We start from the raw sequence: 23,496 nt of genomic DNA on the forward strand, positions 1-23,496 counted from the left end.
CACCCCTCTCTGTCTGCCGGAAGGCGACGCATGCCGAAAACTGTCGCAATCGTGTCCGGCGGCCTGGACTCGGTCACCATGGCCTACCACCTCCAGGCGCAAGGACACACACTCCACCTGCTGTCCGTGAACTACGGCCAGCGTCATCTCGTCGAGCACGAGTTCGCCGCGAAGGCGGCTCGATCACTCGGGGTGCCGCACGACATCGTCGATCTCAGCCCCGTCGGCAAGCTCCTGAGCGGCTCCTCGCTCACCGACCCGGCCGTCGACGTGCCGGATCACCAGGGTGGGTCGTCCGGCGGAAGCCCGAACGTCGTACCCAACCGCAATGCCCTCCTGCTGTCCGTCGCCTTCGCGGTCGCCGTCGCCGAGAAGGCGGAAGCGGTGGCCGTCGGGGTGGTCGACGACCTCCAGGCCGCGCCCGACAGCAATGCCGCGTTCATCGATTCCTTCCTCGCCATGGAGCGGATCGCGACCCGCGGATACGCACACCCCGACCTGACCCTGACAGCGCCGCTGGTCAGGCTGCGCAAGAGCGACGTGGTGTCGCTCGGTGAGGAACTCGGTGTCCCCTGGACCGAGACCTGGAGCTGCTTCCGCGGCGATGCGGTGCAGTGCGGACGGTGCGCCGCCTGCCGGGAGCGGCAGGAAGCGTTCCGGGACGCCGGCGTGACCGACCCGACGCACTACCAGACCAGCGAGGCGAAGGAGCTGCCATGACCGACCGCTTTCCCGTGCTCGACCTCCGTGACGCCGCCGGTTCACGAGAAGCCCGGGCAGAGTTCCTGACCCGGTTGCGCCGGGCCATCCACGAGATCGGCTTCTTCCAGCTCGTCGGCCACGGCATCGAGGACGCCGAGGACATGCTCGAACTGTCCCGCCGGTTCTTCGACCTGCCCGAGGCCGATCGGCTCGCGCTGAACATCCTCGATTCGCCGCTGTTCCGCGGCTACTCCGAACTCGGCCGCGAACACACCAAGGGCATCCCCGACCAGCGCCGGCAGCTGGACATCGGGCCGGAGCAGCCCGCGACGACGCCCGCGCCCGGCGACCCCGCCTACCGGTGCCTGATCGGCCCGAACGAGTGGCCCGAGGCGATGCCCGAGCTGCGCCCGGCCATCGAGTCGTGGATCACCCGGCTGACCGATCTCTCCCATCGGCTGCTACGGCTGATGCTCGAGTCGCTGGACGCCCCCGCCGACTTCCTGGACGACGTGGTCGATCCGGATCCACAGATCCACCTCAAACTCCTGCACTACCCCGGCCCCGCGGAGGCGAGCGAGAACACCGGCTCCGGCCAGGGCACCGGCATCCACAACGACCTCGGGCTGCTCACCCTGCTCGTCCAGGACGGCAACGGCGGCCTGCAAGTCGCGGTCGAGGACGGTCAGTTCGCCGACGTGCCGGTGGTCCCGGGGGCGTTCGTGGTCAACTTGGGAGAGCTGCTGGAGGTGGCGACGAGGGGCTATGTGCGTGCCACCCTCCACCGGGTGGTCCGGCCCGCCCCGGGCGTCAACCGCTACTCCATTCCCTTCTTCTACAACCCTCGGCTGGACGCCACGATGCAGCCACTGCCCAGCCCCTATGTCGAGGGCGCCGGCGGAGTCATCGACGTCGCCGACAACCCGTTGTTCGCCCTCTACGGCGACAACGTCATGAAAGGGCTGATCCGCTCCTTCCCCGACATCGTTGCCCGACACCACCCGACCCTGGCCGCGGCAGCCGGGTCCAGGAGTTCCTGACACCCCGGCGGCCGAGCACATCCTCACCGCCCGGTCCGAGTGGTCGGGCCCGGCGGTGGCGTCGCCGGCCGGTCCGACGGTGACCGAACGAACATGAGACAGGGCGAATTTCATGAGAATCAACCTTCTCGGGCCGCTCCAGGCCTACGGGGACGATCACCGCGTCGACATGGCGCCGGCCGCCCAGAAAGTACGCCAGACACTGGCAACGCTCGTGCTGAACGCGGGCCGGGTGGTGCCCTTCGAGCAACTCATGGACGAGCTGTGGAACGACAACCCGCCGGCCAGCGCGCACACCGCGCTCCAGACGTATGTGTACCAGCTCAGGAAGCGGTTCTCGCTCGGCAACCCCAGGAGCGGCGGCGCGGTACGGGCGGCCGGGCCGCTGCTCGGCACGGTCGACGGCGGCTACCAGCTGTCGCTGCCCGCCGACCACGTGGACGTCTTCCGGTGCGAGCCGTTGCTCGACCGTGCCCGGGCGGAGTTCCGCGCCGAGGACTTCGCCCGGGCCCGTGACACGGCCGCCGCCGCGCTGCGGCTGTGGCGGGACGATGCCCTGGTGGACGTGCGCAAGGGGCCCACGCTGAAGGCCGAGGCGGTCCGCCTGAAGGAGTTGCGTAGCAGCGCACTCCACCTGCGGATCGAGTCCGATCTGCACCTCGGCCGGCACCACGAGGTGCTCGGCGAACTCACCTCGATGGCCGGGCGGGAACCGACGGACGAGCGGGCCCAGGGCAATCTGATGACGGCTCTCTACCGCATGGATCGGCGGGCGGAAGCGCTCCAGGTCTACCAGCGCGCACGCGAGCGGATCGCCACCGAGCTGGGTCTCGACCCTTCGCCCCAGCTCCAGGCCCTGCACACGGCCGTGCTCACGTCGGACGAGACGCTGCTGCGTCCCGCCGGGCGGCTCACGGCCGTGACCGCCGCCACCCGGGCGCCCTGCCACCTGCCCGCCCCGCGCGAGCGGCTGACCGGACGCGCCGGCCAGCTGGCGCGCCTCACCGCGGTGCTGGCCGGCCGGGCGCGCCAGGACCGGCCGCTCGTGATCGTGGGGGGCGCCCCCGGCACGGGCAAGAGCGAGCTGTGCCTGCACGCCGCGCATCAGGTGAGCGGTCACTACCCGGACGGACGGCTCTACGCGCGTCTCCGCGACGGCGCCGGCCGCCGGGTGCGGCCCGCCGAGATCCTGCGCTCGTTCCTGCGCGGACTCGGCGCGACGGAGCAGCAGTTGCGACTGGGCACCACCGACCTGAGCCTGCTGTTCCGTACCTGGACCGCCGAGCTGCGCGTCCTGGTGGTGCTCGACGACGTGTGCGACGTACGGGACCTGACCCCGCTGCTGCCCTCCGGCGCCGGCTGCGGCGTCGTGATCGGCAGCCGCCGGCGGCTGTTCGTGTCCTCGTCGGCGGTCCACGTCGAACTGGCCGGACTGCCCTTCGACGACTGTCTGCACCTGCTGGCATCCTCCGTGCCCAGACACCGGATCACCATGGACCCGGAGGGGCTGCGAGGGCTGGCCCGGTTGTGCCAAGGGCTGCCTGGCGCGCTCTTCGCGGTCGCCTCGCAGTTGCGCCGCCGCCCGCACTGGACGGCCCGGCAGGCCACTGCCTGGGTCCTCGCGTCCAAAGGCGCCGACAGCGATCCGCTGGGCGTGCGGGCCGGATTCGACCGGACGCTCGCGACGCTGCCCGCCGAGTCGCGGCCCCTGGCGTACGCGCTGTTGTCTCCCGGCGTCCCCGACCGGCTCACGCCGGCGCTTGTCGCGGCGGCCCTGGGGATCAGTGACCAGCAGGCCGAGGATCTGCTGGAGGAGCTCGCGGAGAGCTACCTCCTGCGCGTGCAGCACCCGTGCGTGAACGGCCGGTTCTCCTACACATGGGAGCCCGGGATACGCCCGTTCGCGGCGCGACCGAGCAGCGCGCCGGTCATGTGCTCCGCCTGACGGTCACCGCTCCCGTACCACCTTGCCCGAACCCCTCCACCGCAGCCGATTCTTGGAGAACCGTCATGCCGCAGCGCCCGAAACTTGTCCTCGCCGGTCAGTTGTCCGTGTTCCCCTGGGTGTTCGATGCCGCCGAGCGGGCCGGCATCGACCTGATCCTCATTCCCCGGGGGGACGACTCGGCGGAGTCCGCCGGGCGGGCCAACGCGGTGGTCGAACTGCTGCCGCTGGACATCGACGGAGACCCGGACGGTGCGTTGTCCGCGCTCGCCGACCGCTACCGGCACGAGCCCTTCGACGGCATCATGTCGGGCAACGAAAGGGTCATCCCGTTCGTGGCACGCGCCGCTCGGGAACTGGGCCTCCCCGGGCTGACCGAGGAGGCGGCGGCCGTGGTGCGTGACAAGCGCAGCATGCGCCAACGCCTGCTGGAAGCGGGTCTGGGCGTGCCCGGCTTCGTGGTCGTCAAGGATCCGGTGAGCTGGGCCGACGCGCTGACCCTGCGGTTCCCCGTCGTGGTCAAACCGGCGAACGGCCACTCCAGTTTCGGTGTGATCCGTGCGGACGACAGGGACGGCCTGGAGCAGGCCGTGGCCCGCACCTGGAAGCTCGTCGAGACCCACCTGGGCGCCGCCCTCGGACCGGACCCGGACCCTGGTGTGCTGGTCGAGGAGTACCTGGACGGGCCGGAGATCTCCGCCGAATCCCTCGTGTACCGCGGGCAGGTACGGGTCTGTGCCGTCAGCTGGAAGGGACAGCTGACGGGGCCCTACTTCGAGGAGACCACGTTGCGGGCCCCCGCCCGACTGCCGGCCGAGATACTCGCCGCGATCGAGGCGGAGGTGATCGGTGCCCACCACGCCTTCGGCGTCACGGAAGGCACCACGCACACCGAACTGCGGCTGGTCGGCGGCGTGCGGCCGGTGCTGCTGGAGATGACCGCGCGCCTCGGCGGCGGGGGCAACATGCACCACCTCGCCCACGTCAGCAGCGGGATCGACCTGGCCGCCGAGGCGCTGCGCATCCACCTCGGCCGGGAGCCGCTCTGCTGGCGTGCGGAGCCGGCACCGGCCGGCCACGCGGCGGCGTACCTGGTGCCGATCGGCAGCGGCGGACGGGTCAAGCGGATCCGCGGCCTGGACGCGGTGCGTACCGACCCGCAGGTGGACTACGTGGTGCAGACCGCGGGCCCCGGCGCAGTGCTGCGTCCCTACCCGGACTGGTCCGGAAACCCGGCGGTCGTGCTCTCCCACCACGCGTCGGACGCGGAAGCCCAGGCGTACCTCGACCACCTCGCCCGGACCCTGCACGTCGAGTACGAGGAGCAGGAGTGAGCACCCGCCACGACACACCACGCCTCCGGCGACCTGCCCGCGGCGACCGTCGTCAGCGGTCGTGACCGGACCATCCATCGCACCCGAGACCAACCGCACCCGGCCGGGCCGGAAACGCCGGCCCCGCCGGGACACCCGTGCAAAGGGGAAACACCATGACCGACAGCACCAGCACCACGCTGACCACCGCACCGCAGCTCCGTGACGGCGTGCCCGCCTTCTCGGCGCAGGTCCGCCGCACCGGCTTCGTCGTCCTGGGCAAACAGGAGCTCGCCGGGCTGATCGGCGACGCCGACCTCGAAGATCTCCGCGGCGCCTGGGAGAACCTGCCGGTCGACACCCAGGTCGACGGCGTCGGCGTCTACCGCGAGCGCCGCTACGGCCGGCTGCGCGTCGACGTCGACGGCGACACCGTCACCTTCGAGGTCCTGCCCAACGCCGTCTTCCGCCAGGACGCCATCCCGCTCTGGAAGGGCAAGGACCGGGTCTTCGAACCGGCATCCGAGGACGTCCTGCTCAGCGCCGGCATGCGCGCCCTGGTCAGCTTCGACGCCCGAATGGCGACCGCGGTCAACGGCAACACCTCGTGGACGGTCGGGGTCCACCTGGTCCGCGTCGTCGCCCGCGCCGGCGCCGATGGCCTGCCCACCCCCGAGGGCCGCCACCGCGACGGCCATACCTGCGTCGGCTTGCACCTGATGCGCCGCGAGGGCGTCACCGGCGGCCTGTCCACCGTCCACCCCAACGACGGCAGCGGCATCGTGCAGACCACCCTGCTCCAGCCGCTCGACTCCATGTTCTTCGACGACAACATGATCACCCACGAGGTCTCACCGACCGTCTCCGAGGGTGCCTCGGGCGTGCGCGACATGCTCCAGGTCGACTTCAACCCGGTGGCCTGAGCCTGCGCCATCCGCCCCGGCGTGCCGCTTGAGCGTCAGACGGGTGTCGCTGACAAAGGCAGCCACCGACCCGGGCCGGCTCCTTCGTGGATTCCTGGAGTGGATTCCCATGGGAGCCGGTCGGGGTCCACGGCGTGGGAGAACTCTCCCTGCCGCGGCGGCAGTCGGCCTCAGCAGTACGGCTCCCAGAGCTCGTACTCCAGGGCGTCGGAAATCGCGGGCGAGGAGTCGCGCAGGCGGGTGAGCAGGGCGCGGTTGTGCCCGCGGATCTCCTCGTCGTACCCGGCCAGCGGGCTGTCCTCGGACAGGTCCAGCAGCCACAGCGGCCGGAGCGTCGCGCCGCGCAGTGCCTTTGCTTCCGCGGTCTCGGTGCCCGCGTGAATCCGGCGCACTCCCGGGAGCCGCGCCGCCATGTAGTAGGTGATGTTGAAGTACTCGGCGGCCGAGGCGAGTTGGTCGTGGTCGAGGCCGAGCCCCCGCAGGTACACGGTGTCGCCGCAACGGTAGTACAGGCAGAAGCCGACGGGCGGTTCGCCGGGGCGCGAGCACAGCACCACTTCGGCGCGCGAACCGGCGAGTTCCCCCTGTTTGCGGAAGGACTCCGCCATCGGCGCCACGTCGACGGTTCTGCCGTAGCGCAGCAGCGAACGGGCCAGCAGCCGGGCGACGTCCTGCCAGCACTCGGCGAGCGTCCGGTGCTCCAGCTCGTATCCGGCCTTCTCGAACTTTCGTATCTCGCTGCGGATACGGCGCGCCCGGTGCGCCGACAGCGACTCCAACCAGGCTCGGTAGCCGCCGGGTGGGATCTCGATCCAGGCGTCGGTCTTCAACGCGACCGGGGTGGTCCGCACTCCCGCCGCGCGCAGCGCCCCCACGTCCTCGGTGGTCAGGTACATCGCCACGCGGGCGATCTTCGACTCCTCGTGCAGGGGTGAGCGCAGCGCGCGGACCGCGTCGAGCACCGCGGCGGCGGCCTCGGTCCGATCGGTTCCTTCGCCGGTCAGCAGGTGCGCCAGGTAGCCGCGGCGCTGGCCGATGAGCAGGCCGCCCGGCTCGGGCGCCGGCAGGCCGCGCGCGGCAAGCAGGTCGTGCCACCGCAGGTCCGGGGTGGGCTCGTCGGTCACCGCCGCCACGGGGATCGCGGCCCGGCCGCCGCCCGGGGTCTGCACGTGCAGCCCGCCGGAGACCGCCCCCGGGTCGATGGCGCACACCCGCAGCCACAGCGCCGACGAGTAGAACCTGCCGCCGGCGAGCCGGTCCCACTCGGTGTCCCCGAGCCCGCCGATGGCGTCGGCGAAAGTGTCCGTCGTGGCGGTCATGGCGCCTCCCGTGGTTTCTGCCCGACCGTGCCCGCGCGTTCGCTGCGCGAGCGGGCGCTGAGTGTGCCGAACATCGTGCGTAGGTGATGACTGATCGTTTGCGGCGTGCGGTTGACCGGTGCCAGAGGCGCCGCTGGACCCGCGGGCGACGGGCCTGCCCCCGTCGCGGGCCGGTTGCGAGCCGAAGGTGCGCGGTCGCAGCGGCGGTGCGGTGCACTCCTGTGGTACGAGGGCGCGCGCGGTGCCGGCCGTCATGCCGTCATGCCGTCACCGTCGTGAGGTTCTCCGAGAACGGCACGTCCAGGGCGAGCAGCGGTTCGGTGTCCCGGCACACCACGTGGGCGGGACGGGCCTGGCCGGACGGTCGCGGCAGATTGGCCGCGTCGTTGTAGGTGGCGATGAGCAGCCTGCGGGTGAAAGGGGACATGTTGGGCGCCGAACCGTGCACGATCTCCGGCGAGAAGAACACTATGGAGCCGGCGGGGCCCTTGGGGCTGGACATCCCGTGGCGGCCGACGAGCTGGGCGAGCTGTTGTGGGGTCAGGGAGATGTCATCGGGGTCCAGGTGCTGGTCCGACTTGGCGGAGTCCGCCCGGCTCTCCCGGACGAGCCCGTCGCGGTGGGATCCGGGCAGGAAGATGACCGGCCCGTTGAACTCGGTCACGTCGTCCAGGAAGACACCGACGTTGATCTGCCGGGGGGCGGGCAGGCCGTCCGCGAGGCGCCAGGCGAGGTAGTCCTGGTGCCAGGCCCACTTGTCGCCGCCGAAGGCGGACTTGGCGTTGATCTTGAACTGGTAGATGTAGACGTCGTCGCCGAGCAGTTGCTGGACGGGGCGCAGCACGCGCGGGTCGCGGATGAGCCCGGCGTACTCCGGTTGCCGCTGGTGCGAGGAGTACACCGCGCGGACCTCCGTCCCGCCTTCCTCGGTGATGACCTGTGGGCCGGGGAGCATGCTGTCCCGCTCGAAGGCGGAGCGCAGTGCTTCCACTTCTCGCTGGTTCAGCAGGGATTCCAGCAGCAGGAATCCGTTGGAGCGGTATTCGTCGACTTGGGTCTGGTTCAGTCGCATGCTGATGCTACTCCTGAAAGTGAGGGGGAGTTGATGGAGCATTCTTCAGCTCGTGAAATGGCCGCCGCCGATGCGTTCGGGCATTCTAGTGTTAACACAGATCGTCCGTGCCCACAGGGGCCGTTGATTGACAATTGAGTCGCAATTGAGTCGCGCCGAGAGCCGGGATGAAACGATGAACGCTGCGGGCCGAGGGGCCCGGCCACCATCGAGCAGGAGCGGAGACCTCATGTCGGCGGAGCGGGTAACAGCCCAGTACAACGAGGAGTTCCGCGCACCGGGCAGCGACTTGCCCACGGTCGCCCAGCACGTCAAGAACTTCCCGACGCTCGCACCGTGGCACGGCGAGTATTTGGCCAGGCCCCTCTTCGTCGCCGAGCGTGAGGTTCGCGATTTCGGCGATGACCTGCAACACCTCCTCAACATGCTTCTTTCTTTGCCGGACCGGATGTTCGGCGGCGATCTGGAAGCATTTCGCTCGGTGCTGGGCATCAGCGACAGTCACTGGAAAGCGATACGACATTTCGGTGACGTACTGCCGGCCCAGTACGGCCGGGCCGACATGTATCACGACGGCACCTCGTTCAAACTCCTCGAATTCAATCTGGGGAGCGAGGCCGGCGGCTGGGGCCTCGCGGGTGAAATCTCCCGGGCGACGATGGAGGTGGACGCCTTCGCCGCCTTCGCGCGCCGGAATCGGCTTGGCTACGTGCATCCCGCTCGCGCCGCGGCGGAGGCGCTGCGCCGCTTCGGCGCCCCGGTGGCGGCCGGGCGCGAGCCGGTGGTGGCCCTGCTGGAATGGCGTGGCGGTTTGGCGGACTACGGCGCCGCCTGGCTCAACGACCTGTCGGCGCTGCGCTGGGCGGGCCTCGACATCCGGATGGCCGAGGTCTCCGACGTGCGCGAACGCGGCGGGGCGCTCTACCTCGGGGACACGAAGATCGACGTGGTCTACCGCGGCTTCGTCGCGGACCAGATCGCCGAGGCACCCGACGGCTGGGACCTGGTCGCACCCCTGCTGCGTGCGCACCGAGCGGGCGGGACGCTGCTGTGGACCCCGCTGTCCAGCAACATGTTCGCCAACAAGGCCTGTATGGCGCTGCTGTCGGACCCGGCGCGGCGGCGCAACCTCAGCGAGGACGAGTGCCGGCTCATCGACCGGGTGCTGCCCTGGACCCGGTTGATCAACACTGACGCGCTCAAGACGGACACCGACCTCGTCGACGAATGCCTGGAGCGGCGCGAGGAGTTGATCCTGAAGGTCAACGCGCGCGGCGGCGGAGTCGGCGCCGTGGTGGGCTGGGAAACGGACGACGCCTCTTGGCGGCGGGCTCTGGAGAACTCCGCCGCCGAAGGATGTGTCGTACAGCAGAGAGTGATCCCCCGGCCCGAGCTCGTGGTGGACCCGGTATCCGGGGAAACCGAGGAATGGCATGCGGCCTATGGCATGTTCTACACCCCGCAAGGTTGTGCAGGAGTGTTCGGCAAGCTGGTGCCGGCCGGCTCGGGCGGCATCATCTCCGTCCTGTCGCATGCCAGGGCGCGTAGCGCGGCCGTCTTCCAGCAGAGCGAGCTGCCCGCCGGGGGCGAAGCGCCTGCCGCGGGCGAATTGCCCACCGGTGCAGCGAAGTAAAGAGAAGCCATGATGCCGCAGCATTCCCCCGCGCCGTCGGCGTGGCGGCGCGTTCAGACGGCCTGGGGTCTGCCGGACCTCGCGGGAAAGGGCCGATTCGTCACGGCCAACCTGATCGACAGCCTGGGAAACGGGTTGGTGACGGCGTTCGTCGTCGTCTTCTTCGTGAAGACGACGTCGCTGTCACTGGTCGCCGTCGGTGCCGCGCTGACCGTCGGCCAGCTGCTCGTCCTGCCCTTTCCGCTCCTCATCGGGCGCCTGCTGGACACCTACGGCCCGCGCACCGTGGTCGCTGCGGGCAACTGGGTTTCGGTGGCCGGATTCATCGGTTTCCTGTTCTCGCACGCGGCCTGGCAGATCGTGCTGTGGCAGTTCGTGGTGCAGCTGGGGTCCACCGCCTTCTGGATGGGCAGCAGTCCGCTCACCGTGCTGGTCGCCCGGGGCGTTGAGCGGGCCCGCTGGTTCGGCTTCGTCCGTGCCCTGCGCAATGTCGGCGTCGGTTTCGGCGGCGCCGCGTCCGCGGTGGCCCTGAGCATCGGAACGGTCGCCGGGCTGCGGGCGGTCATGGTGATCAACGTGGTCTCCTTCGCCGTCGCAGGCTGGCTGGTGATCACCTTGCGGGGCGCGGACACGAGCGAGGCGGCCGGCGCCGGGGCCGCGGATCCGGCGCCCGCGCTGTCGGAGCCCGGGGAGGCGAAGCCCGCGGAACCGAAGTCCGCCGAGCGGGAGCAGGCGGCCGGTGACTCCACCGGACAACCCTCGGGCGGCTACCGCACCGTGCTGAGGGACACCCGGTATCTGCGGCTGGTCGCGACGAACATCTCCTTCGTCTTCGCCTCCACGGTGATCACGGTGCTGCTCGCCGTCTACGCGGCGGACAACCTCGATGTCGGCTCCTGGATCGTCGGCGTGCTCGTCGTACTGAACACGGCCATGGTCGCGCTGCTCCAGACGCTCGCCAGCCGGTGGATCGAGGCCCGCAGGCCGGTGACGGTGCTGGTGCTGGCCCTGCTGCTCAACGCGGCCGCGTTCGTCGTCTTCGGCACGCTGCTCGTGCTGCCCGGCTGGGCGGTGATCGCCGGACTGCTGATCGCGATGGTGCTCTACACCCTGGCAGAGATCCTCAGCTCGCCGCCGACCAGCGAACTGAGCGTGGTGATGGCGCCCGAACATCTGCGGGGCCGCTATCTGGCCGTCTACCAGCTGTCCTGGTCGGTCGGCAGTGCGGTCGCCCCGGCGCTGCTCACCGCGCTGTTGGAAGGCGGCCCGGCACTGCCCTGGGTGTTCCTCACCACGATCACCGTGCTGGCCGTACCGCTGGCTCTCGGGCTCGACCGGCGGCCCGCGGCCACGAGCGGGGCCGCACCGGCCGGGGACGTCGCCCCCGTGGAGGACCTCGACGGCGACCCCGTCGGCTGAGCCTGCCCGCGCCTGTCGAGCGCGCATCGCGCTCGGCGCCGACCGCCGCCCGGCAGCACACCGGCGGCGGTCGGCGCTTGGCATGTCCCCACTCCCGGCACCGGAGCACCGGTGGCGCACGGAACGGGCAGTCCCTCGGCGATCCGGCGTACTCGGACGTACGCGTCGAGCAGTTGCCGCGCGCCGCGCAGTCCCGCCGGCCTGCTTTCGCCCTGCTCCGTACGCGGACGGGGGCACAGCCGCGGGACATGAACGCCTCCGCCCGCCCGTGTCGCGCCGGACAGGCGTCGACCAGGACGACGCTCGTGCCGGTGGTGCCGCTCACCGCTGGGTGTCCGCCTCCAGCGCCTCGGCGAGGCCCGCGACGGTGGGGTTTCTGAAGACCAGGGCCGGCGAGACGCGGCGCCCGAGTCGCTCGCCGAGCCGGCCCGCGACCGTGGTGAGGGTCAACGAGGTGCCGCCGACGTCGAAGAAGTCGTCCTGCGGCCCGAAGTCGTCCTCGACGCCCAGGCACTCCCGCCACACTTCGGCGACGAGGCGCTGCTGCTCGGTGACGGCCCGGCGGACGGCGGGGGCCGGGGCGGACGCCGGGCGCGGGTCGGGCAGTGCGTCCCGGTCGACCTTGCCGTTCGGGGTGAGGGGGATCTCGCCGATCACGGTGTAGCTCTGCGGCAGCATGTACGGCGGCAGGTGCTCCGCCAGGTGGGCGCGCAGTTCCGCCGGGTCCGGGGCGGGCCGGTCGGGGTGCTCGGGGATCAGGTAGGCCGCCAGCTGGTCCACACCGGCGCGGGTGCGGCGCACGGCCACCACACAGTCGGCCAGGGCGGGGTGGCTCTGGAGTGCGGACTCGATCTCGCCGAGCTCGATGCGGAAGCCGCGCACCTTGACCTGGTGGTCGTTGCGGCCGAGGAAGACCAGATTTCCGTCGGGCAGCAGCCGGACCACGTCGCCCGTGGCGTACATACGGGCGCCGGGCTCCGCGGCGTACGGGTCGGGCAGGTACGCCGCGGCCGTGCGGGCCGGCCTGCCGAGATAGCCGCGGCCGACCGCGCTGCCGCCGACGTACAGCTGGCCGCGACAGCCCGGGGCGACCGGGCGCAGCCGCGGGTCCAGCACGTAGAGGTGCGCGTTGTCGGTCGCCCGGCCGAACGGGACGCTCGGGAGATGGCTGTGCCGGTCGAGCAGCTCCTCGGTGATCGGGCAGAACGCCGAGGTGACGGTCGCTTCGGTGGGCCCGTACTCGTTGAAGACCTGGCATCCCGGCGCGGTGGCGGACAGGATGCGGCGGGCCACGTCGTGCGGCACGGCCTCGGCACCGGTGAACACCAGGCGTACGGAGCCGAGTCGGGGAGCGGTGTCCGTACCGGACTCCAGCAGGATCCGCATCTGCGAGGGCGTCGCGTTGAGCGTGGTGATGCCGCGCTCGGCGACCTCCCGCAGGAATTCCTCGGGGTCGTAGGCGGCGGTGGGGCTCGCCAGGTGCAGCTCGGCGCCGGACACCAGGCACTGGAAGATCTCCCAGACCGAGTTGTCGAACGCCACCGAGTGGTTGAGCAGGGCCCGGTCCCGCCCGGTGAGCCGGCACAGCCGCTGGTTCCACTCCAGGAACCCGGTGATGTTGGCGTGGGTGATCGCGACGCCCTTGGGGTTGCCGGTCGAGCCGGACGTGTAGATCACGTAGGCGAGGTGGTGCGGTTGTGCCTCCTCGGCCGGTCCGGGGTCCGCCCCGGGTTCCTGGTCCACCGCCACCAGCCGCACGCCGTCGCCGAACAGCGCCGAGGTGGGGTGCCCCGGGTCCGCGACGACCAGGCGTACGCCCGAGTCGGCCAGCAGGTACCGCAGCCGGTCCGCCGGGTATCCGGGGTCGAGCGGGACGTAGGCGCCGCCCGCCTTCAGCACGCCCAGCAGGGCGACCACCAGCTCCACCGAGCGTTCCAGGCAGACGCCGACCAGGCTTTCGGGGCGCACGCCCCCGGCCCGCAGCTCCCGGGCCAGGGCCGAGGCCCGCGCGTCGGTCTCGGCGAACGTCAGCGACCGGCCGTCGCCCACCACGCAGACCGCGTCCGGGGTGGTCCGCACCTGGCGGTCCCACAGGCGGACCAGGGTGGTCGGCTCGGGCAGCGGCTCGGCCCGGTGGCCGAGGGAGAGGGCGCGCAGCTCATCGGCCGAGACGATCTCCAGCTCGGACAGCTGGGCCGTGGGGCCGGACACCATCTGCTCGATCACCCGCAGGAAGTGCCGGCCGAGGCCCCGGACGAAGTCCGCGTCGAACAGGTCCGTGGCGTACTCGATGGAGATGCTGAGGTCACCGGCCCCGGCGGCGTGGTCCGTCACGTCGAGGGCGAGGTCGAAGCGGGCGGTGCCGAGCCGTCCCTCCAGCTCCTTGCGGTCGTACAGCTCGGTGAGGTGACCGGCCCGGGGCTCCTCGTGCAGGGCGAACAGCACCTGGAAGAGCGGGTTGCGGCTCAGGTCGCGCTCCGGGCTCAGCTGCGCCACCAGCTTCTCGAAGGGCAGCTCCTGGTGCGCGTACGCCTGCCGCGCGACCTCGCGGACGCGGGCCAGCAGCTCGCGCCAGGTCGGATCGCCCGACAGGTCGGTACGCAGGACGACGGTGTTCACGAAGTAGCCGACCACTTCGTCCAGTTCGGGGCGCGGGCGGCCGCCCGTCAGGGTGCCGACGGCGACATCGGTCTCGTCGGCGTACCGGCCGAGCAGCACCTGCAACGGGGCCAGCAGGCCCATGAACAGGGTGACGCCCTCGGACCGGCACAGGGTGCGCAGCCGGTGCGCCAAGTCGGCCGGGACGCGCAGCAGTTCGCGGCGGCCGCGGTGGCTCGCGACGGCCGGCCGGGGGCGGCTGGTCGGCAGCTCCAGGACGGGCACGCCGGACAGCCGGGTGCGCCAGTGGTCGAGCAGCCGCTCCAGCTCGGCGCCGGTGAGCCGCTCGCGCTGCCAGGCCGCGTAGTCGGTGTACGTCACGGGTAGCGGTGCCGGGGCGGGGCGGCGGCCGGCGGCGAGTTCGGTGTACAGCTCGCCCAGTTCCCGCACCAGCAGGTCGACCGATGCCCCGTCGCACGCGATGTGATGGACCGTCAGCAACGTGAGGTCCCGGCTCGGGGTGCGCAGCACGTCCGCGCGCAGCAGCGGGGGGCGGTCGAGGGCGAAGGGGGCGCGGATCAGCTCGGTGACCAGCGCGTCCAGGTCCTCCTCGGCGACCTCGGTGCGGCGCAGCGGCACCGGTCCCGGCTCGCGCAGTTCGGGGCGGACCCGGCCGCCGACGGCGACGAGGGCCGTGCGCAGCGCCGGGTGCCGTCGCACCAGCGCGGACAGGCAGTCCTGGAGCAGCGTCAGGTCGACGCGCCCGCCGGGCATGCCCAGGGCGACCGGCAGGTGGTAGGCGGGCACCGAGTCGTTGAGCTGCTCGAAGAACCAGATCCGCTCCTGGCCGAAGGAGAGTTCGGCGGTCGCGGCCGCGGGGATCGGCTTCTCGTCCGAGGGCGCCACGCCGTCCAGGGCCGCGGCGAGCCTGGCGGGTGTCGGATGGGCGAAGACCGACTGGACGTCGACCGGCACGCCGAGCTCCGCACGCAGCCGGCCCACGGCCCGTACCGCGGTGAGCGACTGGCCGCCCAGGCCGAAGAAGTCGTCGTACGGGGACACCTCGTCCAGCCCGAGCACCTCGGCCCACACGCGGCGCACCGCCGCGGTGTGCGGCGGCAGCGGGGCGTCGTCGGGCATCGCCCCGCTCTCCCGTACCGGGCTGTGCGGGGTCCGCCGCACGGCGCCGCGGTCGGCCTTGCCCGCGGGGGTGCGCGGCAGGGCGTCGAGCACTGCGTAGCCCTGGGCCACCATGTGGGCGGGCAGCCGCTGCGCGAGGTGGTCACGGACCTGGCGGGGCAGGTCCTCGGATGCGTTCCGCGCGCCGTGCGCGGGCACGAGGTAGGCCACCAACTGGTCGCCGCCGGCCGCCTCGCGGTCGACGAGCACCACCGCGTCCGTGACGAGGGGGTGGCTGCGCACACAGGCTTCGATCTCGCCGAGCTCGATGCGGAAGCCGCGCACCTTGACCTGGTGGTCGTTGCGTCCCAGCACCTCCAGCATGCCGTCGGCGGACCACCGGGCGAGGTCGCCGGTCCGGTACAGGCGCCCGGAGGCGTCCCCGAACGGGTCGGGCACGAACCGGTCGGCGGTCAGCGCGGGCCGGTGGAGGTAGCCGCGCGCCACGCCCGCGCCGCCGATCCACAGCTCGCCGGTGACTCCTGGGGCGGCCTCCCACCCGTCCTCGTCGACGACGTGCAGCCGGGTGTTGGACAGGGCCGTGCCGACCGTGACCCGGTCGGCCACGGCGTCGATGCGGGCGGCGGTGGCCCACACCGTCGCCTCGGTCGGCCCGTACAGGTTCCACAGGGTGCCGCCGGTGGCGAGCAGATCGCGGGCCAGCTGCGGATCGAGCGGCTCACCGCCCGACAGCAGGATCCGGCCGTGCCCGTCCGTCCAGCCGGACGCCAGCAGCATCCGCCAGGTGGTGGGGGTCGCCTGGACGACGCTCACCCCCGCCTCGGCGAGGGTGGCGGCCAGCAGCTCGGGGTCGGTGTTGGCGGCGCGCGGGGCCATCACCACCGTCGCTCCCCGGGTCAGCGGCAGCAACAGCTCCAGTATCGAGATGTCGAACGACAGCGGGGTCAGCGCGAGGACCCGGTCGTCGGCCGCGAGGCCGGGGCGTTCGGCCGCACTCCGCAGGAACGAGGCGAGCGCCGCGTGGTCGACGGCCACGCCCTTGGGCAGACCGGTCGAACCGGAGGTGTAGATGACGTAGGCCAGGTGGTGCGGGTGTACCACCGGGGCCACCGGCGCGGCAGGTTCCGCGGGGAGGTCCTCGACCAGCAGGACGTCGGCCACGCCGGACGCCAGGGCCTGCGCGCGGTGGTCCGCGTCGCACAGCCACAGCCCGGCCCCGGAGTCGGTGGTCATGTGCCGCAGCCGGTCGGCCGGGTAGCTCGGGTCGAGGGGCAGGTACGCGGCGCCGGACTTCAGGATGCCGAGCAGGGCCACGACCATCTCGACCGAGCGGCCGAGACAGACGCCGACCAGGTCCTCCGGTCCGATGCCGCGGGCCTGCAACTCGGCGGCGAGTGCCGTGGCCCGGCGGTCCACGTCGGCGTAGGTGGCGCGGTGTGCTCCCGCGACGACGGCGACCGCGTCGGGTGCCGCGGCTGCCTGCTGCTCCCACAGGGCGACCAGGGTGGTCGGCGCCATGAACGATCCTCTCTCAGCTTCGTGCGGGGAAGGTGCGCGTGATCGTCTCCGCCAGCTGTCGTTCCGAGCCGCGGACATACAGGTGGGGGGCGCCCGGGAACAGGTGCAGTGCGAAGTCGGCCGAGGTGTGCTTGCGCCAGTCGGCGAGCTCCGCTTCGTCGACGCTGTCGTCGTCCGAGCCGGCCAGCACGGTCAGGGGGCAGGGCAGGGGTGCCTCGGCCCGGTGCGTGTACGTCTCGCACAGCGTGAGGTCCGCGCGCAGCAGCGGCAGCAGCAGTTCCTGCAACTCGGGATCGACGCCGTCGAATGCGGCTGTGGCGAGCAGCTTGTCGTCGGGCAGGGTGTGCCGCGGGTCGCGGTCCGGCAGGCCGGGTGCGCGCATGCCCGACAGGAACAGGCGCTCGGGTAGGCGCGTGCCGAGTGCACGGAGCCGCCGGGTCGTCTCGAAGGCGATCAGGGAGCCCATGCTGTGCCCGAAGAAGGCGTAGGGCAGGTCGGTGTGGTTCGCGATGAGCGGTGCGAGTGCGGCCACGGCCTTGTCCAGGGATGTCAGGGCCGGTTCGGCGAGCCGGGTCTCGCGGCCGGGCAACTGGACCGTACAGACTTCGAGGGTGTCCGGCAGGTGCGCCGCCAGCTGGTAGGCGGAGGCGCCGGCTCCGGCGTGCGGGAAGACGAACAGGCGGTGCTGTGCGGTGGGTTCACGGCTGCCGAGCCCGCGCAGCCAGGTCGCTGCGTGGTCGGCGGCCGTCATCGTGGCGCTCGCACGGAGCGCGGGGTCAGGTCGGTCCACACCTGCTCGATGTGGTCCAGGCATTCCTGGCGGGTGCCCTGCGCGCCGGTGGCAATCCAGCCGGCGGGCAGGGCACGGTCGGCGAACCAGACCGAGTACTGCTCCTGGTCGTTCATCACGACGGCGTACCGGTCCTCGGTGGGGTGCGGGGTGGGTGAGGCGCTCATGGGTCAGGTCCCTACTCCGGTGAAGAAGTCGTTTGCGCGGTGGCCCCGGCCCGCGGCGACGACGCGGTCGTGTACCCATTTGCCGACGGCGAGGTCGAGTACGCCCAGTCCGAACGGTGAGAAGATCGCCGGGCGTTCGGGGTCCCGGTGCAGCCGTCCGCGCAGCAGGTCGCCGAGGGTGCCGTCGATGAAGTCCCGGTTGCCGGTGCGCTGTTCGGTCAGGTGCAGCGAGGTGCGCTCGCGTACGGCGTGGTCGATGTCGTCGGTGAAGTTCTGGGCGGTGAGGATCATCTCGGGGGCGAGGTCGCGCAGGGACAGGTGCAGGACCACCGGGTTGTGGGCCAGCAGCCGGGGGTCGTGCAGGTGTGGTTCGCCGGCCACGGTGGTCAGCACCACCAGGTCGCAGTCGGTGAACGCGTCCTGCGCCGTGTCGGCGACCATGATCTCGGCCTTGGTGTGCTCGGCCATGGCGGCGCCGAAGCGGCCCGCCGTGGCCGGGTCGAGGTCGAAGAGCCGGAAGCTGTCGATCTCCCAGTGGAGATCACGCAGGAACCGCCCTACGTGCTGGGCGATCAGACCCGTGCCCACGATGCCGACCCGGCGGGCACGGCGCGCGCCGAGCAGCGTCTGCGCGCCGAGCACCGCGGAGGCCGCGGTCCGTGTCGCCGAGACGATCGAGGACTCCATGCAGGCGAACGGGTAGCCGGTGACGCAGTCGTTGAGGATCAGCGTGGCCGAGGCGCGGGGGATTCCGTGGCGGGTGTTGTCCGGAAAGCTGGCGATCCACTTGTTGCCGGCGACCTCGAACTCGCCGCCCAGGTAGGCGGGCAGGGAGATGATGCGCGACCGGCTGTGGTGCGGGAAGCGCAGGAACGAGCTGTGCGGGTTCGAGCTCTGTCCGGCGTCGTGCGCGAGGTAGGCGGCACGGACGACGTCGATGAGCTCCGGACGGTGACGGTCCGTCTCGGCGGCGACGTCGCCCGCGCCGATCACGGTCAGGGGCGGTGGGGCCAGGCTGGACACGGGTGGCTCTCCTTCACTTGACGGCCAGGGCTTCGACGCCGGCGGGCGGTACCGCTTCCGCGCGCAGCTGCTGGACCCACGTGGGGTCGTAGACGGTCCGGGCGTAGGCATGGCCGCGGTCGGCGGCGAGGAAGGCGACCCGGGGACGGTGTGCGCCGGGAGGGTGACGAGCGAAGTAGTCCTGGACGGCGGCATAGCTGCTGCCGGTCGAACCTCCCGCGTACAGGCCGTACGTGGCGACCAGGGCGCCGCACGCCTCGACGGCGCGTACCTCGGAGACGATCTCGACCTGGTCGATCAGCGCCTGGCCGCACAGCGGCGGCACGATGCTGGAGCCGATGCCGGGGATGCGCCGCTTCTTCGGCGGGCCTCCGAAGATCACCGAGCCTTCGGTGTCGACCGCGACGACCACACAGCCCGGGTACGTTTCCTTGATCCGGTGGGAGAGCCCGGCGATCGTGCCGCCCGTGCCCACGCCGACGAAGAGGTAGTCGAGCGGGCCGGCCTGGGCGATCAGCTCACCCGCGGTGAAGCGGTAATGCGCGTCGCGGGCATCGGGATTGGCGTACTGGTTGGGCCAATAGGCCGAGTCGAGCTCCACCAGCAGTTCCTGCACCCGGGACAGCCGGGTCTTCAGGTAGCTGCCTGCCGCATCACGGAGGGAAACCTTCTCCACCCGTTCACAGAGCTGCCGGAGCTGGGCCTCGGTGGCCTCATTGCAGTTCGGATCGATGACCGGGACGAACGAGATGCCAAGAATCCGACAGTAGAAAGCCAGGGCCAGCGCGAAATTGCCGGACGACGACTCGACCACCGTGGTGTCGTGCGCTATCTCCCCGCGACCGATTGCCTGTTCCAAAATCCACAGTGCCGAACGGTCTTTGGTACTTCCGGCGGGATTGCAGAATTCCAGCTTGGCGACGATGTCACACCGCTCGTCCGCCAAGGGAATCAGCGGGGTTCCCATGAGGCCCCGGCGGATTTGCTTTGTCCGTTCGCTCAGAAATTGATCAGCACGCCTGTGGAGCATGGGCCGAGTGTGGCACGCGGCCGGTCGGGACGGCTCAACCCCGACTCAAGCGCGGTACGACAAAAGCCTGTCCGGGGGGCTGCCCGGGCGTGGAGGCCGTCGCGGCCCGGCTCGGGCCGGGCAATGCGGGCTGGCGCGGGCGCTGGCTGTCCCGCTCGGTCGGCATGGTGATCACCGAAGCCGTCCACCGGCACGTCCTCGAGATTCCGCGGAGGACCGCGTCCGGGCCGCGCGTTCGACCGGCCTGCGCAACCTTCCGCTGCACCACACCGCGCAGAACGGCATCTGGCTGGAGACCGGAGCGCTCTCGACCTGCTGGCCCGGATGCCCATGCTCGCCCTGACCGGCCGGGCAAGGCTCTGGGAACCGCGCCGCCTGTGGTTCCGCCTGGCAGGAGGCGGCGCCGGCACGGACCGTGTGCCGAAAACCGGCGACCGCGCTGTCGCGGCTACGGCGTCACAGTTGCGGTTCAGGCAACGACTGCGTCCGAGTGGTGAGGGGTGAGACGTTATGGCCACGCGCCGTAGAAGGCCCCTCCCAGTGCACCGCGCGCTAACTGTCGAGGCGGAACTGGTCCATGACGCGGGCAACCAGGTGGTTCACGATGTCGTCTATCGATTCGGGCTTGTTATAGAAGGCCGGCATGGGCGGCAGAATCGTCACTCCCATCCGGGAGAGGGCTAACATGTTTTCCAGGTGAATACCCAGAATCGCCCCCGTGGCGCCCGTCATCCCTACGACCAACCGTATGTCGTCACCTCTCGCTTGAACTTGCCTGAATGCCCTGTATCGCGCCGATGCGAAGCCGAGGTATTCCCGTAGACAGAAAGGAGCTTCTCGATGAACGCCGCACCGAGCTCGGGCGTGTCTCGATGCCGCCCGCCCGCACCCGGCTCCGACATGAAGCTGCTCGGCATCTATCTCAACGACCACCTCGCCGGCGCCACCGCGGGCACCCAGCGGGCCGACCACTTGGTGCGAGCCGCTCGTGGCTCCCCGCTCGGAAGGGCGCTTGGTCCGGTCGCCGCCGAGATCGCCGAGGACCGGTCGGCGCTGCTGGGCATCATGCGGGACCTGGGGGTACCCGTACGCCGCTACAAGGTATGCGCAGGTTGGGCGAGCGAGAAGCTGGGGCGGCTGAAGGGCAACGGCCGCCTGGTGCGGCGTTCTCCGCTCAGCACCGTGCTCGAACTGGAGGCGCTGCGCATGGCGACGGAGGGCAAGGCGGCCGGATGGCAGACCCTGCGCCGGCTCAGTGCGACGGACGAGCGCTTGGATTCCGCCCTGCTCGACAGACTGCTGGAGCGGGCCCGGCAGCAGCAGAAGACCGTGGAGGAATGGCGCACCCGCCAGGCCGAGACGGCACTGCGTACGCCAGCTGGATGAACCCGGCAGTCAGGACATGGATCGCCGGAGCCGCGATGCCACGGCCCGATCGGCATGGCGATCGGCTGACCAGGCATGGGGTGACGCCCTACGAGCGGGCGCCACAGATTCGGCAGCGCCGGGTGGCTACGCGTCGGCGTGTTGCCCTGTGTGGCTCGCAAGGGCTCGGACTCCGATATGCGAGACCAAATGCAGGCATCGGGGTCGGCCACCCATCCGAACTTCGGAGCAGAGATCTCACTGTCGGAGAACCGCCAAGGAAGAAAAGGGGGGTTCGCCGCTCCGCGCAGGTCACGAGCAAGACGGATCCTCGGCGGCACGGTCGTCCTCGCTGGCGGCTCCGAGTGCCCGGTCAGGACGTGACGTCCAGTTCGGTGTGCATACCGGCCGCGTAGTGACCGGGGAAGTTGCACACCAGCTCGTACGGGCCCGGGGGCAGCCTCACCGTGGTCCAGCCGATGGCACCGGGAGCGATGCCCTGTCCGCTACCGGCCCCGCAGGTACGCGAGGCTTCGCCCAGGCTGCCTGCCTCGCTGACGGTCCCCCCGGCGCCGACCACTCGGTTACCCGCCGCCTTCCCGGGAGGCAACGGCAGCACGACGACCTCGTGAGGAAGGGTGCCGTCGTTGACGACCCGCAGCGAGACCACGCCGGCGGGGACGGTGTTCGGCGCCACCCTCAGCCACATCATGCCCATGCCGTGCCGAAGACTGCCGCCGGGCGCCGTGGTACGTGCACCCGCGCCGCGCATCATGCCGGATCCCATGTCGCCCACTGTCACGTTCACCACATGGCCGGCCGGCGCCGGGGCACTGCACTGTGCGCCCGGTGGGCGTCCGGTCACGGGCGCAGGGCTTTGGAAGGGCCCCGTGACGGCGAGCACGACCGTCGTGGCGACACCGAGCACGAGCGCGGCGACCGCCCCGGCCACGACAGGCCACAGCCTGCGCGGGCCACCGGTGGTCATCGGTGCTCCCGCAGGAGCCTGAGCCGGCGCCGGTACTCCTCCTCGTCGATCTCCCCGCGAGCGAACCGCTCGGCCAGCAGGTCCTCCGCACGTCTGCCGCCCCATCCCGGCTCACCGCCGGGCGGAGGGGGGCCAGTCCGTCGGGCGCGGTGACCGCTGCTGAAGAAGCGGAAGAGCATCGCGATGACGGCAATGATCAACCCCCAGAACAACACCATGATCACGCCCATGGCGAGCCACCCGTCCCAGCTCCAGCCCCCGTCGTACCACATCACGCCGATCACCTCTCCGGGCCGGCAATGCAGCCTTCAGCTCCAGGATGCTCCCGCTGGGCGGCCCACAGGGCGCCCAAGTGAGCGGAGCGCCGGTACGGGGCTGTCTCTGCGCGGCGCAGTGTTCGAGGGGCGCATTCCAGTTATGGCCCTCCTGGCCATCATCGAGGTGAGGGTTGGCAATACCGGCGCGCTTCCTTGCCGGTCGCCCGCGCATCCGTACCTTTCGATCCAGAGATCGCGCAAAGTGGCGAACCGATAGCAATGAGCTATGGGGCTGCGGGCAAGAGAGATGCGCGTGCCTCGCACGTCGTTTGTCGACTTCGCGGTTGCGCGGCGGCGAACGGCACCTCAGGCGCCCAGGCTCATGGCGCATGGGCGCGAGGGGCCTCTCGAAGGCATTCGTTTCGGTTCCCGTCACACGATGCCTGGCACGGTGCCTGGCTTCGCTTCCCCTCACCCTGCCCCGGGCGCCACGTCGTTTCCGAGTTTCAGGAGCTGAGCCGTGCAGACCTCGTTGTGGGACGGGATCCCCACGCATGTGTTGTTCGCCCACTTCGTCGTGGTGCTGGTCCCGCTGGCCGCGCTTGCGGCAGTGGCCTGTGCCGTCTGGCCCCCGGTGCTGCGCCGCTTCGGTCTGGTGCTGCCTCTCCTCGCGCTGGTGTGCGTGGTCCTGGTGCCGTTCACCACCGGTGCGGGGTCGTGGCTGGAGGAGCACGTGCCGGAGAACGGCTTGGTGGAGCGGCACGAGGAGGCGGGTGAGGGGGTGCTGCCGTGGACGGTGGCTCTTCTGGTGGTGAGCGTGCTGCTGTGGTGGGTCTACCGCAGGGCGATGGCCCGCGCGGCCGTGGGCGGTGGGGCCGAGGACCGGGAGCCCGCCGGCCCGCACGTTCTGGTGCGGCTGTTGGCGGTGCTGCTGACGCTGATCATCGCCGCAGGTGCCGGCTACGCCACCTACGATGCCGGGCACTCGGGCGCGAAAGCGGCGTGGCACCGGCCGGAGCAGCGGCGCTGGGGCCGGCAGGGCTGACCGGTGGCTGGGGCGGGCCCTGGTCGCGGGCCCGCCCTGGCCGTCACCGGGTGGTGCGGGTCAGTGGAGTTGGTTGCGGGCGTTCTGGAAGGCGCGGGCGTGGCCGGCCTCGTCGGTGGCGTTGTGGGTGAACTGGGTGGCGGCGTTGGTGTCGCCGGCCGTCTTCGCCTGGCGGGCGTAGGTGGGGTACATGGTGCGGGACTCGTACT

The 23,496-nt window shown here is 71.2% G+C and carries 20 protein-coding genes and 1 pseudogene; 10 read left to right on the plus strand and 11 right to left on the minus strand.

Going from position 1 to position 23,496, the window contains the following annotated elements; all coding sequences use genetic code 11:
• Positions 1-30 precede the first annotated feature (30 nt).
• From MUU72_RS31830 to MUU72_RS31850, 5 genes are all read left to right on the plus strand, one after another.
• Complete coding sequence (locus MUU72_RS31830) at positions 31-720, plus strand: 7-cyano-7-deazaguanine synthase (RefSeq protein WP_248016918.1); 690 nt, start codon at positions 31-33, stop codon at positions 718-720.
• Complete coding sequence (locus MUU72_RS31835) at positions 717-1,742, plus strand: isopenicillin N synthase family dioxygenase (protein WP_248016919.1); 1,026 nt, start codon at positions 717-719, stop codon at positions 1,740-1,742. The genes MUU72_RS31830 and MUU72_RS31835 overlap by 4 nt, the downstream gene beginning before the upstream one ends.
• A 112-nt stretch (positions 1,743-1,854) precedes the next feature.
• Positions 1,855-3,687 (plus strand): AfsR/SARP family transcriptional regulator, encoded by a 1,833-nt coding sequence (locus tag MUU72_RS31840; RefSeq protein WP_248016920.1) that lies wholly within the window; start codon positions 1,855-1,857, stop codon positions 3,685-3,687.
• A 65-nt stretch (positions 3,688-3,752) separates the two neighbouring features.
• Complete coding sequence (locus MUU72_RS31845; RefSeq protein WP_248016921.1) at positions 3,753-5,021, plus strand: ATP-grasp domain-containing protein; 1,269 nt, start codon at positions 3,753-3,755, stop codon at positions 5,019-5,021.
• Between the two features lie 155 nt (positions 5,022-5,176).
• Positions 5,177-5,923: a 2OG-Fe dioxygenase family protein gene (locus MUU72_RS31850; RefSeq protein WP_248016922.1), complete on the plus strand. Its 747-nt coding sequence runs from the start codon at positions 5,177-5,179 to the stop codon at positions 5,921-5,923.
• A 170-nt stretch (positions 5,924-6,093) separates the two neighbouring features.
• On the opposite strand, the gene MUU72_RS31855 is transcribed toward MUU72_RS31850, so the two are convergent.
• Both MUU72_RS31855 and MUU72_RS31860 read right to left on the minus strand, forming a co-directional pair.
• Positions 6,094-7,242, minus strand: a complete 1,149-nt coding sequence (locus MUU72_RS31855) for a GNAT family N-acetyltransferase (RefSeq protein ID WP_248016923.1) — start codon at positions 7,240-7,242, stop codon at positions 6,094-6,096.
• 259 nt (positions 7,243-7,501) lie between these two features.
• Positions 7,502-8,314, minus strand: a complete 813-nt coding sequence (locus MUU72_RS31860; protein WP_248016924.1) for a phytanoyl-CoA dioxygenase family protein — start codon at positions 8,312-8,314, stop codon at positions 7,502-7,504.
• A 229-nt stretch (positions 8,315-8,543) separates the two neighbouring features.
• Between MUU72_RS31860 and MUU72_RS31865 the strand changes: the two genes are divergently transcribed.
• Positions 8,544-9,947: a hypothetical protein gene (locus tag MUU72_RS31865; protein WP_248016925.1), complete on the plus strand. Its 1,404-nt coding sequence runs from the start codon at positions 8,544-8,546 to the stop codon at positions 9,945-9,947.
• Positions 9,948-9,956: 9 nt separating this feature from the next.
• Complete coding sequence (locus tag MUU72_RS31870; RefSeq protein ID WP_248016926.1) at positions 9,957-11,366, plus strand: MFS transporter; 1,410 nt, start codon at positions 9,957-9,959, stop codon at positions 11,364-11,366.
• Positions 11,367-11,687: 321 nt separating this feature from the next.
• Here the strand turns inward: MUU72_RS31870 and MUU72_RS31875 are convergent, their stop codons facing one another.
• The 5 genes from MUU72_RS31875 to sbnA are packed head-to-tail and all read right to left on the minus strand — an operon-like array spanning position 11,688 to position 19,632.
• Positions 11,688-16,622 carry a non-ribosomal peptide synthetase gene (locus tag MUU72_RS31875; RefSeq protein WP_248016927.1) on the minus strand — a complete coding sequence of 1,645 codons (4,935 nt, stop codon included), beginning with the start codon at positions 16,620-16,622 and terminating at the stop codon, positions 11,688-11,690.
• A gap of 13 nt (positions 16,623-16,635) precedes the next feature.
• Positions 16,636-17,412 (minus strand): thioesterase II family protein, encoded by a 777-nt coding sequence (locus MUU72_RS31880; protein ID WP_248016928.1) that lies wholly within the window; start codon positions 17,410-17,412, stop codon positions 16,636-16,638.
• On the minus strand, positions 17,370-17,579 hold the full coding sequence (locus MUU72_RS31885; RefSeq protein ID WP_248016929.1) for an MbtH family protein: 210 nt from the start codon (positions 17,577-17,579) through the stop codon (positions 17,370-17,372). Before MUU72_RS31885 ends, MUU72_RS31880 begins: the two co-directional genes overlap by 43 nt.
• Positions 17,580-17,582: 3 nt before the next feature.
• Positions 17,583-18,602, minus strand: coding sequence for a 2,3-diaminopropionate biosynthesis protein SbnB (gene sbnB / locus MUU72_RS31890; protein ID WP_248016930.1), 1,020 nt, complete (start codon positions 18,600-18,602; stop codon positions 17,583-17,585).
• Positions 18,603-18,615: 13 nt separating this feature from the next.
• On the minus strand, positions 18,616-19,632 hold the full coding sequence (gene sbnA / locus MUU72_RS31895; RefSeq protein WP_248016931.1) for a 2,3-diaminopropionate biosynthesis protein SbnA: 1,017 nt from the start codon (positions 19,630-19,632) through the stop codon (positions 18,616-18,618).
• Positions 19,633-19,825: 193 nt separating this feature from the next.
• Here sbnA and MUU72_RS35970 point away from each other — a divergent pair.
• Positions 19,826-20,136: pseudogene (locus MUU72_RS35970) on the plus strand (hypothetical protein); the annotation flags it as partial.
• Between the two features lie 48 nt (positions 20,137-20,184).
• On the opposite strand, the gene MUU72_RS31905 reads toward MUU72_RS35970, so the two are convergent.
• Entirely contained in the window at positions 20,185-20,364 is a 180-nt protein-coding gene (locus tag MUU72_RS31905; protein ID WP_248016937.1) for an HFCD family protein, read from the minus strand.
• Between the two features lie 108 nt (positions 20,365-20,472).
• Here MUU72_RS31905 and MUU72_RS31910 point away from each other — a divergent pair, with 108 nt between their 5' ends.
• Positions 20,473-21,018: a hypothetical protein gene (locus MUU72_RS31910; RefSeq protein ID WP_248016932.1), complete on the plus strand. Its 546-nt coding sequence runs from the start codon at positions 20,473-20,475 to the stop codon at positions 21,016-21,018.
• A 352-nt stretch (positions 21,019-21,370) separates the two neighbouring features.
• Here the strand turns inward: MUU72_RS31910 and MUU72_RS31915 are convergent, their stop codons facing one another.
• Both MUU72_RS31915 and MUU72_RS31920 read right to left on the minus strand, forming a co-directional pair.
• The gene (locus MUU72_RS31915) at positions 21,371-21,985 is read right to left on the minus strand and encodes a sulfocyanin-like copper-binding protein (protein WP_248016933.1); all 615 of its coding nucleotides are present in this window, start codon (positions 21,983-21,985) and stop codon (positions 21,371-21,373) included.
• Entirely contained in the window at positions 21,982-22,257 is a 276-nt protein-coding gene (locus tag MUU72_RS31920) for an SHOCT domain-containing protein (RefSeq protein ID WP_248016934.1), read from the minus strand. Before MUU72_RS31920 ends, MUU72_RS31915 begins: the two co-directional genes overlap by 4 nt.
• 505 nt (positions 22,258-22,762) lie before the next feature.
• Between MUU72_RS31920 and MUU72_RS31925 the strand changes: the two genes are divergently transcribed.
• The gene (locus MUU72_RS31925) at positions 22,763-23,287 is read left to right on the plus strand and encodes a DUF2231 domain-containing protein (RefSeq protein WP_248016935.1); all 525 of its coding nucleotides are present in this window, start codon (positions 22,763-22,765) and stop codon (positions 23,285-23,287) included.
• Between the two features lie 60 nt (positions 23,288-23,347).
• Here MUU72_RS31925 and MUU72_RS35485 read toward each other — a convergent pair whose 3' ends face one another.
• Positions 23,348-23,479 (minus strand): ferritin family protein, encoded by a 132-nt coding sequence (locus MUU72_RS35485; RefSeq protein ID WP_282505134.1) that lies wholly within the window; start codon positions 23,477-23,479, stop codon positions 23,348-23,350.
• Positions 23,480-23,496 lie beyond the last annotated feature (17 nt).

Source organism: Streptomyces rhizoryzae, from assembly GCF_023155275.1.
GTDB lineage: Bacteria > Actinomycetota > Actinomycetes > Streptomycetales > Streptomycetaceae > Streptomyces > Streptomyces rhizoryzae.